Origin of the sequence: Streptomyces sp. NPDC059080, from assembly GCF_042739975.1 — a bacterium.
GTDB lineage: Bacteria > Actinomycetota > Actinomycetes > Streptomycetales > Streptomycetaceae > Streptomyces > Streptomyces benahoarensis.
In genome coordinates, this window is record NZ_JBHYGX010000044.1 from 1 (window position 1) to 11,662 (window position 11,662).

Consider the following 11,662-nt stretch of genomic DNA (forward strand, 5'->3'; position numbering starts at 1 on the left):
GGATCCGCTCGGTCCCTGATCCGGGCCGTCCTTACGCGCGCCGCCGTCCGCACGTACGGACGGCGGCGCGCGGCGAGCGCACCGGCCGGGGCAAGGGCGCGGCGCGCGCCCGCGTACGCGCCCCCTGCGCCCGGGTCATGGCCCCACGGGGGCCGTACGCTCCCCCGATGTCCCCGGCCGACCGGCGGCGATCGGCGCGAATCCGCCCCCTGTCGGCCTGTTCGGGGGCACGATGGCAGAAATCAGCAGGCGCGCGGCGCCGGAAGACCACCGCCCCGCCCGATCGACCGCCAGGAGCAACCATGGCCGACAGCGTGCCGGTGCGGTGCCCCACGTGCCGCCGCGAGAACGCCTTCACCCCGCCGACCTTCCCCTGCGCGTGCGGGGCGCCGCTGACGGTGCCGGTGCTGCGCGGCGGCGTCCCCGTCGAGATCGTGCACCGCACCTGGCAGGGTTCCTGGGTGATGGTGCGCTGCGAGATCTGCGGCCGCCAGGACGAGTGGCCCGCGCCGGAGTCCGGCTGCGTCTGCGGCACGGTCGTCCGCATCCCCGTCGTGCCCGTCCCGCCCGCGCCGCCGCGCGGCGCCGCCCCCGGCAGCCGCGGTGCGGCACCGGCCGCCCCGCCCCAGGTGCTGCGCCCGGCGTTCCGCCCGGTCACCATCCGCACCGCCCGGGACTGCGTCACGGCCGCCGCGCAGTATCTGAAGTGGCTGGGCTTCACCGACGTCCGCCGCACCCAGGAGCGGACGGCCTCCGGGGTGGATCTGCGGGGCACCGGCGTGGTCGCGCAGGTCGACCCGACGACGCGGTCCACGGCACTCCGCGAGATCGAGTGTGTCTGGCTGAACGGCCTCCACGACTCCGCCATAGCCGTCTTCTTCTCCCTCGCCGGATACGCCCACGACGCCCGCTGCCGCGCCGACGACCTGCACATCCCCCTCTTCGTCATGGATCTGACGGGCACCCCTCAGCCGGTCAACGACGCCGCCGACGAGCTGATCCGCAACGGGGCGCAGGGAGCCGGGTGACGCGCGCGGGTCCGCCGCGCGGGTCCGCGCGTTCCGGTGCGCCGACGCCGCCCGGCCCCGTACCGGTGGACCGCGGGGCACGCCCGTCCCGCCCGGCCCGGAACCCGGTTGCGGGGGCGGGCCCGGTCGGCGCAGACTCCGCGGATGATCATCCGTCCGGCCCGTGAGACCGAACTCCCCGCCCTGCGCGCCCTGGAGAGCGCCGCGGGCGCGCCCTTCCACGACGTCGGGATGGCCGGCGTGGCGGAGGACGAACCGCCCGCCCTCGCCACCCTCGCGGCCGGCCTGCGCGCCGGCCGGCTGCTCGTGGCGTACGCCGAGGACGGGCCCGGCGACGGCCTCGCCGGGTTCCTGATGTGGGAGCCGGTCGACGGCGCCACCCACATCGAGCAGGTGTCGGTGGCCCCCGCGTACGCCCACCGCCGTATCGGACAGGCCCTCATCGACCGGGCCGCACACGACGGCGGGGACCGCCCGCTGACTCTGACGACCTTCCGCGACGTGCCGTGGAACGCGCCCTACTACGCCCGGCTCGGCTTCCGCCCGCTCACCGGCGCGGAGCTGACGCCCGGTCTGCGCGCCATCCGGGCCCATGAGGCGGAGCTGGGGCTGGACCGGTGGCCCCGGCTGTGCATGCGGCGGGAGGCAGCGGGAGGCAGCGACGGCATAATGCCGCCATGATCGACGCCGAGGCGCTGCGCGCCGTCTGCCTGGAACAGAACGGCGCGGGCGAGGAGTTCCCGTTCCCGCGTAGCCCGGATCTGTCCGTCTTCAAGGTCGGCGGCAAGATCTTCGCGCTGACGAACCTGACGGCCGAGCCGCTCTCCGTCAGCCTCAAATGCGACCCCGAACTGGCCCCGCAACTGCGCGCCGCCCACCCGGAGATCATCCCCGGCTACCACCTCAACAAGCGGCACTGGAACACCGTCACGCTGACCGGCTCGCTCCCCGACCGTCTGGTGCGGGAGATGATCGAGGACTCCTACGACCTGGTCGTCGCGGGCCTGCCGCGCGCCCAGCGGCTCCGCCTCGACCGCGCGGAGCCCCGGCGGAGCTGAACGGCGGGCGGCCCCGGAAGCGGCCGCCCGTCCCGGGGCCGCCCGCCGATCCGCGCCGCGGTTCAGACCGTACGGTGCAGCCGCCACACCAGGTCCACCCGCGTCCCCGGCCCGCCCGTGGGCGACGGTGCGGGGCGCTCCACCGCCTCCCGCGTCACCACCCGCCAGGTCTCCGGCAGCGCGAGCCGGTCCAGGACACCGTCCAGCGTCGGGAAGACCGCGTCGAAGGGGTGGTCGTGCTCGCCCTGCCACGAGGGCCAGCCACCGTGCAGCACCAGCAGCAGCGTGCCGCCCGGAGCGACCGCCTCGGCGGCCAGCCGCAGCACGCGGTCCTGGTCCAGGGCCACCGGCGATTGCAGGAACTGGACGCTGACCAGGTCGTACGTCCCCTCCGGGAAGGTGACGCCCAGCTCGTGCCGCTGCCAGGCGCTGCGCGCGGCGACGCCCGCCGCCGCGGCGTGGGCTGCGGCCCGGCGCAGCGCCGTGGCGGAGATGTCGACGCCGGTGACGTGCCAGCCGCGCCCGGCGAGCCAGACGGCGTCGGCGCCCTCCCCGCAGCCCAGTTCCAGGGCGGTGCCGGGCGTCAGGCCGTCGACCTCGCGGACCAGCAGCGGGTTGGGGTTGCCGCTCCAGACCCGGTCGCTGTCGCGGTAGCGGTCCTCCCAGAAGCGGGCCGGGTCGGTGGTCGGGGGCGTGGCGGACATGGCGCTCCTCGGGTGGTCGGCGGTCCGGCGCGCCGGGCGGGCGCACCGGCGGTCAGGATCGCGCCCGTACCGGGGGCCGCCAAGGGCGGTTGCTGGAACGGCAAGACCGTCCGGCGACGGGGAGCCCGGACGGGCCGGGCGCCGCCCCGCGCGGACACCGCGCCACCCCGCGCACCGGCCGGAAACCGACGGCCGCCGGGTCCGCCCGGGCGGCCTTCAGCTCCCGCTACGCCTCCCCCGCCAGCCGCTCCCGCAGCTCCACCTTGCGGACCTTGCCGCTGACCGTCATCGGGAAGTTCTCGACCAGCTCCAGGCGGCGCGGGATCTTGAAGTGGGCCAGGCGGGTGCGGCAGTACTCCGTGAGTTCGTCGAGGGTGAGGGGGTCGGCGGCGTCGCGGAGGATGACGCAGGCGGCGATCTCCTCGCCGTACTTCGTGTCGGGGACGCCGACCACCTGGACGTCGGAGATCTTCGGGTGGGCGTGCAGGAACTCCTCGATCTCGCGCGGATAGACGTTCTCCCCGCCCCGGATGATCAGGTCCTTGATGCGGCCGACGATGCGGACGTAGCCGTCGTCGTTCATCACCGCCAGATCGCCGGTGTGCATCCAGCGCTCCGCGTCGATGGCCTCCGCGGTGCGCTGCGGGTCCTCCCAGTAGCCGAGCATCACGCTGTAGCCGCGGGTGCACAGTTCGCCCGTCGCGCCGCGTGGCACGGTCGCGCCGGTCACCGGGTCGACGACCTTGACCTCGATGTGCGGCAGCACCCGGCCCGCCGTCGCCGTACGGTGCTCCAGGTCGTCGTCGCGGCGGGTCTGGGTGGAGACCGGGGAGGTCTCGGTCATGCCGTAGCAGATGGACACCTCCGCCATGTGCATCTCGGCGACCACCCGCTTCATGATCTCCTCCGGGCAGGGCGAACCCGCCATGATCCCGGTGCGCAGCGACGACAGGTCGTACCCGCCGAACTCGGGGTGCTCCAGCTCGGCGATGAACATCGTCGGAACGCCGTAGAGCGAGGTGCAGCGCTCGTCCTGGACGGCGCGGAGCGTGGCGCCCGCCTCGAAGGAGGGGGCGGGGATGACGACGCAGGCGCCGTGCGAGGTGGCCGCGAGGTTGCCCATCACCATGCCGAAGCAGTGGTAGAAGGGCACCGGCAGGCAGATCCGGTCGTGCTCGGTGTACCCGACGGTCTCCCCCACCCAGTAGCCGTTGTTGAGGATGTTGCCGTGGGAGAGGGTCGCGCCCTTGGGGAAGCCGGTGGTGCCGGAGGTGTACTGGATGTTGACCGGGTCCCCGGGCGACACCGCGGCGGCGCAGGCTGCCAGCCGCTCGCGGGGCACGGTGGCGCCGGCCGCCAGCAGCTCTCCCCAGCCGGGGTCGCCGAGGTGCACCACCTTGCGCAGCGCGGGGCAGTCGCCGCGCACCTCGGCGGCCATCTTCCGGTAGTCGCTGCTCTTGTGGCCGGTCGCGGCGACCAGCAGCCGGGTGCCGGACTGCCGCAGGACGTAGCCGAGCTCGTGGGTGCGGTAGGCCGGGTTGACGTTGACGAGGATGGCGCCGATGCGGGCGGTGGCGTACTGGAGGAGCAGCCACTCGGGGCAGTTGGGCGACCAGATGCCGACCCGGTCGCCGTTGCCGATGCCGTGGGCGAGCAGGCCGAGCGCCACCTCGTCGACGTCGTGGTCCAGCTCCGCGTAGGTCCAGCGCCGCCCGGACGCGACGTCGACCAGCGCCTCCCGGTCGCCGCACCGCGCGGCGGTGCGGGTGAGGTCGGCGCCGATGGTGCGGTGGAGCAGCGGCTGCGCGGTGTCCCCGCGGGCGTAGGCGGATGCCGTGCCGTCCGGGGACGGTGCGGCGGCGGTCCCCGTGGCCGGTGGGGTCATCGGTGGTTCTCCTCCCGGTATTCGGCGCCGCCGTCGCCCTGCGCGGTGCGTTCGCGCAGCTCGATGCGGCGGATCTTGCCGGAGACGGTCTTGGGCAGGTCGGCGAATTCCAGCCGCCGGATGCGCTTGTACGGGGCCAGCACCGCGCGGGAGTGCGCGAACAGCGCCTTCGCGGTCTCCGGGCCGGGCTCCCAGCCCTCGGCCAGCACGATGTACGCCTTGGGGACGGCGAGGCGCAGCGGGTCGGGCGCCGGGACGACCGCGGCCTCGGCGACCGCCTCGTGCTCCAGGAGCGCGCTCTCCAGCTCGAACGGGGAGATCTTGTAGTCGGACGCCTTGAACACATCGTCGGCGCGGCCGACATAGGTGATCCAGCCGTCGGCGTCGCGGGCGCCGATGTCGCCGGTGCGGTAGTAGCCGCCCGTCATCACCTCGGCGGTACGCTCCGGGTCGCCGTGGTAGCAGGCCATCAGGCCGACCGGGGACGAGGAGAGCGCCAGCGCGATCTCGCCCTCGTCGGACGGGGCGCCGGTGACCGGGTCGAGCAGGACGACGTCGTAGCCGGGCGTGGGGCGGCCCATCGAACCGGGCTTGATCCGCTGGCCCGGCGTGTTGGCGACCTGTACGGCGGTCTCGGTCTGCCCGAAGCCGTCGCGGATCGTCACGCCCCAGGCGGCGCGGACCTGCTCGATGATCTCCGGGTTGAGCGGTTCCCCGGCCGCGACGATCTCCCGCGGCGGGTGCTTGAGGGCCGACAGGTCGGCCTGGATGAGCATCCGCCACACCGTCGGCGGCGCGCAGAAGCTGGTCACCCCGGCGCGGTCCATCTCCGCCATCAGCCGGCCCGCGTCGAAGCGGGTGTAGTGGTGGATGAAGACGGTCGCCTCGGCGTTCCACGGGGCGAAGAGATTGGACCAGGCGTGCTTGGCCCAGCCGGGTGACGAGATGTTCAGATGCACATCGCCGGGGCGCAGCCCGATCCAGTACATCGTCGCGAGATGCCCGACCGGGTACGAGGTGTGGGTGTGCTCGACGAGCTTGGGGCGGGCGGTGGTGCCGGAGGTGAAGTACAGCATCAGCGGGTCGTCGGCCCGGGTCGGCCCGGTCGGCACGAACGCCTCGGACGCGTCCCGCGCCTCCTCGTACGCCAGCCAGCCCTCGGGGGCACCGCCCACCGCGATGCGGGTGTAGTCACCGGGCACCTGGCCGAACTTGGGGGTGTCCTCGGCCCGCGCGATGACGAAGCGGGCCCTGCCGCGGGTGATGCGGTCGGTGAGGTCGGCGGGGCCGAGCAGCGGCGTCGCGGGGATCACCACGGCGCGCAGCTTCATCGCGGCGAGCGCGGTCTCCCACAGCTCGGTCTGGTTGCCGAGCATCACCACGATGCGTTCGCCGGGCCGTACGCCCTGGGCCGCGAGCCAGGAGGCGGTCCGGTCGGAGCGGCGGCGCATTTCCGCGAAGCTGACGCGGGTCTCGGTGCCGTCCTCCTCGACGATGTGGAGGGCGGTGCGGTCGTTGTCGCGGGCGATGACGTCGAACCAGTCGAGCGCCCAGTTGAAGTGCGCGGGCCGCGGCCAGTGGAAGTGCGCGCGGGCGCCCTCGTAGTCGTCGCCGAAGCGCACCAGCAGGTCCCGGGCGGCCCGGAACTCCTCGGTCGCGTCCGGCGAGCGGCCCTCCTGCGTCCCGTCCCTGTCCAGCATGTGTCCTCCTCATTGCCCCACGCCTGGTGGACATCGTGTAATCAGTGACGCGGGTCTCACCACCCCCGTACGGGGGGAAGCGGAGGTTATGGGTGTACGGCGAGCCGGGGACGGACACGTCCGCAGACCTGGGGGCGGCTCTGGCGCGGTTGCGCCGCTCCAGCGGACTGCCGGTGGCGTTCGGCGGGCTACAGGCCGGGAACGGACGCTACCGGCTCAACTCCCTGGCGGGTACGGCGACCGCCGCGCTGCGCGGTCTCGACATCCATCACGGCAACGGCGTCGGCGGCAAGGCGGTGGCGCTGCGCCGTCCGTTCACGGTGACCGACTACCACTCCTCCGTGGTGATCAGCCATGAGTACGACGCGGTGGTCGCCACCGAGGGGCTGCGGTCGGTGGTGGCGGTGCCGGTGGTGGTGCGGCGCCGGGTGCGCGGGGTGCTGTACGGCGCACTGCGCACCCCGGTGCGGCTCGGTGACGGCCCGCTGTCCGCGGCGATGGACGCGGCGCGGGAGCTGGAGGAGGCGCTGTTGCTCCAGGACGAGGCGGCGCGGCTGCTGGCGGCGGCGCGGCAGCCGGCCGCCGATCCGGCGCGGTGGGAGGAGGTCCGCGACGCCCACGGCGATCTGCGGACGCTGGCCCAGCGGGTCGCCGATCCGCTGCTGCGCCAGGAGATGCTGACGGCCTGCGGACGGCTCGCCGCCGCCTCCCCGGACCGCGCCGCCCCGTCGGGCGAGGCGCCGGCACCGCCCGCGGCGCACGAGGCGCCCACGCTGGCGCCGCGCGAGGTGGACGTCCTGGTGTGTGTCGCGGCGGGCGCCGCCAACGCCGAGGCGGCGGAGCGGCTCGGACTGCGCCCGGAGACGGTCAAGAGCTATCTGCGGTCGGCCATGCGGAAGTTGGGCACACACTCCCGGATGCAGGCGGTCATCGCGGCGCGACGGGCGGGGTTGTTGCCGTAGGGACCGCCGGGCGCAGCGCCCGGGCGCGGGCTGCCCCGGGGCGCTGCGCCCGGCGCCCGGCCGACGGGGGCCGGCTGACAGGAGCCGGCCGACGGCGCCCGGCGGCGTGCCCCGGCCAGGAAATACCGTTGCCGGTTCCGGGCGCGGCCGTCATCATCCCCGCATGATCGATGCCTCCGCTCTCGACGAGAAGCCCGTCCTTCCCGGTGCCCGTATCCGGCTCGTACCGCTGGACGCGCGGCACGCCGCCGACTACCACGCCGCGACACTGGACCCGGAGATCCGCCGGCTGACGGGCAGCCACCACGACTTCACGCCGGAGGAGATCGAGGCGTGGTGCGCCGTGTCCGCGACGCAGCCCGGACGGCTCGACCTCGCCATCGAAGACCGGGAGAGCGGCCGCTTCCTCGGGGACCTCTCGCTGAAGGACGTCGACCCGCACAACGCCCACGCCACCCTGCGCATCCTCCTGGTCGCCGGCGCCACCGACCGCGGTCTGGGCAGCGAGGCGATCCGGCTGCTCCTGGACCACGCCTTCGACCGCGTCCGGCTGCACCGCGTCCGGCTGGAGGTCTTCGCCTTCAACGACCGTGCCCGGCGCGCGTACGAACGCTGCGGCTTCACCGTGGAGGGCCGGATGCGGCAGGCGCTGCGCTGGGACGGCGCCTGGCACGACGTACTGGTGATGGCGGCGCTGCGCACCGAGCGGACGGACGGCGCCCGCGCGCCACGCTGAGCGCCCCGGGCGCCGTTCCGGGCCCGCCGTACGCGGCGGGCCCGCGCCCTTTCCCGGGCCGTCGGCGCGTCACCAGACGTGGGGCGGGCCGTGACTCCGACGAGATCCCCGCCGCCCGACATCCCGGAATTCATGGGGTCCGGACCGTTTTGCCAAGGCCCCCCGATCTTCGCGGAAGGGCAATCCAGGAACGAATAAGACACATAGTAATCACGTCATTACAGCGTGTTAGAGTTGCGGCCGTCCGCGCCCCGCCGAGACGAGAGGACTCTCGCTCGCATGCTGTTGGATAATCCTGTCGCCCCACCCGTGAACGGCTCATTTCCCCCGGCCGTGCGGAACGCCGGAACGCCCGCCGGATGTCACGGGAATCGCACGTCCCGGCGAGGGGACGCCGCGCGGCCGGGCATCGCCCCCGATCTGCCGGAAAGCCGGTAGCGGCCGCGATGCGCGCCCCCATACCCACCCACTCCCGCTCACGCCGGGGCCGGACGGCTCCCGGCACGGCACGGGCGTCGGTGCATCCCCCCGCTCCCCTGTGTCCGGCCCGCCCGGCGGGTCACCCCTTGTGCCGGCCCGCTGCCCCGCCCCGGGACCCGGTGCGGTGTCCCGTCCACCGCCCTCCCCCACCCTGACGCGACACCCCCCCCGGTGCCGGGCCCGCTCGGCCCCGACCGGCCCCGGCTCCGGCCGCCTCTCCCGCACTCCGTGCTGAAGCCCTCCGGCCACGGAGACGAGACCGTCACCCCTCCCCCGCCGACCGCATCCCCCTGCCCTCCCCACTCCTGCCCGAACGCGGCTGGCGGTTCACCGACCCTAGGACGCTCCCCCGTGCTGACCGTACTGACCGGAGCCACCGGATTCCTCGGCTCCCACCTGCTCATACGACTCCTGCGACACCCCGGGGAGGTGACGGCCCTCGTACGCCAGGACGGCGACGCGGGCCGGCGCCGCCTGGAGCACGCCCTGCGCGCCACCGGGGAACCGCTCCCCGAGGACCTGCACACCCGGGTCCGGCTGCTCCGCGCCGACCTCACCGAACCGCTCCTCGGCCTCGGCCCCGAGCAGCACCGCGAACTGGCCGCCCAGGCCGACGTGATCTGGCACAACGCGGCCGTCATCGACCTCGCCGCGCCCCTGGAACACGTGATGCGGGTCAATGTCGAAGGCACCCGCCGCGTACTCGAACTGGCCTCGGCCGCCCCCGGCCCGCTGCCCCGTGTCCTCTACACCAGCAGTTCCTACGTGGCCGGCGGACGCCTGGAAGGGACGGTCCTGGAGGACGACCTCGACGACCGGTACGGCTTCCGCACCCCCTACGAGCAGTCCAAGTACGCCGCCGAACAGGCGGTCCGCGACTGGGCCCACGACCGGAACCACCCGGTGACCGTGCTGCGGCCCAGCGCGCTCACCACCGATCGGGCACTGCCCCGCAACGCACCGCTGCACCCTCTGGCCGAAGTGGGCGCCCGGCTGTCCCTGTTGTCCCGGCTCGGCCCGTCCCGGCTGTTCCCCGGCGCCACCCCGGACACCCCGGCGGTCGTCGAGGTGCCCGGCCGCGCGGACGCCATGATGAACCTCGTCCCGGTCGAGTACGCGGCCGAGGCATCGGTGCGCCTCGCCCTGCGCACCCCACAGCGGCTCGTCGAGACCTTCCATCTGACGCATCCGCGGGAAACCCCGGTGTCCGCCTGCCTGGACGCCATGCGCGACCTGTGCCCCTGGCTGGACCTGCGGGTGGGACCGGACGCCCCGTCCCCCGCCTCCGAGCACGGGACGCAGCAGCTCACCCAACTCCTGGGCGGCATCCACCCGTACACGCGCCTGCACCGGACCTACGACCGGACCGCGCTGCTCGACGCCCTGGACCACACCCTCCCCGATCCCCCCGCCCCGGACAGGAACTATCTCGCCGCGGTCCTGCGCAGCGCCCCGTCCGTCGCCGCTTCCCTCACCCCCTGAAGGAGTCCACCGTGTCCCCCACGTACGAAAAGCTCGCCGACATCCTCGTGGAAGAGCTCGGGCAGGACCGGGACGATCTGTCCCCGTCCGCGACCTTCTCCGAGATCGGTCTCGACTCCCTCTCCCTCGCCGAACTGAGCGTCAACGCCATGGAGCAGACCGGCGTCGAAATCGTAGGTCTCACGCCCGAGTCCACCCTTGCGGAGGCCGCCGCGCTGCTCGACGCGGCGGCCTCGGGAGCGGACGCGGGGTCCGCCATATGAGGCGCGACGACATCGCCGTCACCGGCACGGGCATGGTCACCCCGGTCGGCGTCGGCACCGAGGCGAGCTGGCAGGGGCTGCTGGACGGCCGGTCGGCCGCCGCCACCGACCCCCGGCTCGACGCGCTGGACGTCGACTTCACCTGCCGTGTGCCCGGCTTCGAACCGGGCACGCTGCTCGGCCGCGCGCTCGCCTCCCGGCTGGACAGCCATGCCCGTCTCGCGCTCGTCGCCGCCCGCGAGGCGGTCGCGGACGCCGGGCTCTCCACCGAGGAGTGGGACGCGACCCGGGTGGGCGTCGTCCTCGGCGTCGGCTGCAACAGCCTGGAGCACTACCACCGGGAATTCGGCCGCCTCAACGCCGACCGGGCCAAGCTCATCTCCCCGCGCGCCATCGTCCGCAGCCTGCCCAACATGGTGCCCGCCGAGGTCGCCCTCGACCTCGGCGCGCGCGGCCCGAGCCTGGCCGTCTCCACCGCCTGCGCCTCCGGGACGACCGCCCTGAGCATCGCGCGGGACATGCTGCGCAGCGGCTCCTGCGACATCGTTCTGGCCGGCGGATCCGAATCGGGCACCGCCCCGATCACGGTCGCCGCCTTCCAGCAGATGCGCACGCTGTCCGAGCGCACCCACGACCCCGGCGGGGCGTCCCGGCCGTTCGACCAGGACCGGGACGGGTTCGTCCTCGGGGAGGGCGCCGGAATCCTGGTCCTTGAGCGCGCCGAGCACGCGGCGGCCCGCAACGCCCGCGTGCACGCCCTGCTGGCGGGCTGCGGCACCTCCACCGACGCCCACCACGTCACGGCTCCCCACCCGGAGGGCCGGGGAGCCGTCCAGGCCCTCCGGCAGGCTCTGAACGACGCCGGACTCACCCCCGCCGACGTGGACCACGTCAACGCGCACGGCACCTCGACCGCCCTGAACGACCAGGCCGAACACCGCGCCCTGCGCACCGTGTTCGGCACACCGCCGCCCGTCACCGCCAACAAGAGCGTCCTGGGGCACTGCCTCGGCGGCGCCGGCGGCATAGAGGCGGCGGCGACGGTCCTCAGCCTCCGGCACCAGACCATCCCGCCCACCGCCAACCTCGACACGCTCGATCCCGAGATCGACCTGGACGTCGTGCACAAGGCGCCCCGCCCCGCGCGGATCAGGGCCGCTCTCAGCAACTCCTTCGGGTTCGGCGGCCAGAACGCGGTGGCCGCGTTCACGGCCGTCTGACACCCCGTGGGCTCCGCACCCGGAGCCGGTGAGCGGCCTCCCCCCCCGCCCGGGGGGGTGGGCGGCTGCCTTGCGGCGCGCCTCGGGCCAGGCCGCCGCCGGGTGGGCTACGAAACGATACCCGGGGGGGGCCCGGGAAAGGGG

General features: G+C 74.3%; 11 protein-coding genes. 8 read left to right on the top strand and 3 right to left on the bottom strand.

Annotated elements, in window-relative coordinates; all coding sequences use genetic code 11:
• Positions 1-302 precede the first annotated feature (302 nt).
• From ACFWWQ_RS25350 to ACFWWQ_RS25360, 3 genes are all read left to right on the top strand, one after another.
• Entirely contained in the window at positions 303-1,028 is a 726-nt protein-coding gene (locus ACFWWQ_RS25350) for a hypothetical protein (RefSeq protein WP_384600392.1), read from the top strand.
• 144 nt (positions 1,029-1,172) lie between these two features.
• Positions 1,173-1,709: a GNAT family N-acetyltransferase gene (locus tag ACFWWQ_RS25355; RefSeq protein ID WP_384600394.1), complete on the top strand. Its 537-nt coding sequence runs from the start codon at positions 1,173-1,175 to the stop codon at positions 1,707-1,709.
• Positions 1,706-2,086 (top strand): MmcQ/YjbR family DNA-binding protein, encoded by a 381-nt coding sequence (locus ACFWWQ_RS25360; protein WP_384600397.1) that lies wholly within the window; start codon positions 1,706-1,708, stop codon positions 2,084-2,086. The genes ACFWWQ_RS25355 and ACFWWQ_RS25360 overlap by 4 nt, the downstream gene beginning before the upstream one ends.
• Positions 2,087-2,148: 62 nt before the next feature.
• Here the strand turns inward: ACFWWQ_RS25360 and ACFWWQ_RS25365 are convergent, their stop codons facing one another.
• The 3 genes from ACFWWQ_RS25365 to ACFWWQ_RS25375 form a co-directional block, all read right to left on the bottom strand.
• The gene (locus ACFWWQ_RS25365; protein WP_384600400.1) at positions 2,149-2,790 is read right to left on the bottom strand and encodes a class I SAM-dependent methyltransferase; all 642 of its coding nucleotides are present in this window, start codon (positions 2,788-2,790) and stop codon (positions 2,149-2,151) included.
• Between the two features lie 226 nt (positions 2,791-3,016).
• The gene (locus tag ACFWWQ_RS25370) at positions 3,017-4,675 is read right to left on the bottom strand and encodes an AMP-binding protein (RefSeq protein ID WP_384600403.1); all 1,659 of its coding nucleotides are present in this window, start codon (positions 4,673-4,675) and stop codon (positions 3,017-3,019) included.
• Positions 4,672-6,375, bottom strand: a complete 1,704-nt coding sequence (locus ACFWWQ_RS25375) for an AMP-binding protein (protein ID WP_384600406.1) — start codon at positions 6,373-6,375, stop codon at positions 4,672-4,674. Before ACFWWQ_RS25375 ends, ACFWWQ_RS25370 begins: the two co-directional genes overlap by 4 nt.
• A gap of 128 nt (positions 6,376-6,503) precedes the next feature.
• On the opposite strand from ACFWWQ_RS25375, the gene ACFWWQ_RS25380 reads away from it, so the two are divergent.
• The 5 genes from ACFWWQ_RS25380 (at position 6,504) to ACFWWQ_RS25400 (ending at position 11,518) form a co-directional block, all read left to right on the top strand.
• Entirely contained in the window at positions 6,504-7,337 is an 834-nt protein-coding gene (locus ACFWWQ_RS25380) for a response regulator transcription factor (RefSeq protein WP_384600483.1), read from the top strand.
• A gap of 163 nt (positions 7,338-7,500) precedes the next feature.
• Complete coding sequence (locus ACFWWQ_RS25385) at positions 7,501-8,073, top strand: GNAT family N-acetyltransferase (RefSeq protein ID WP_384600409.1); 573 nt, start codon at positions 7,501-7,503, stop codon at positions 8,071-8,073.
• 831 nt (positions 8,074-8,904) lie between these two features.
• Positions 8,905-10,035: an SDR family oxidoreductase gene (locus tag ACFWWQ_RS25390; RefSeq protein ID WP_384600411.1), complete on the top strand. Its 1,131-nt coding sequence runs from the start codon at positions 8,905-8,907 to the stop codon at positions 10,033-10,035.
• An 11-nt stretch (positions 10,036-10,046) separates the two neighbouring features.
• Positions 10,047-10,298: an acyl carrier protein gene (locus ACFWWQ_RS25395; RefSeq protein ID WP_384600414.1), complete on the top strand. Its 252-nt coding sequence runs from the start codon at positions 10,047-10,049 to the stop codon at positions 10,296-10,298.
• Positions 10,295-11,518 (top strand): beta-ketoacyl-[acyl-carrier-protein] synthase family protein, encoded by a 1,224-nt coding sequence (locus ACFWWQ_RS25400; RefSeq protein ID WP_384600417.1) that lies wholly within the window; start codon positions 10,295-10,297, stop codon positions 11,516-11,518. The genes ACFWWQ_RS25395 and ACFWWQ_RS25400 overlap by 4 nt, the downstream gene beginning before the upstream one ends.
• Positions 11,519-11,662 lie beyond the last annotated feature (144 nt).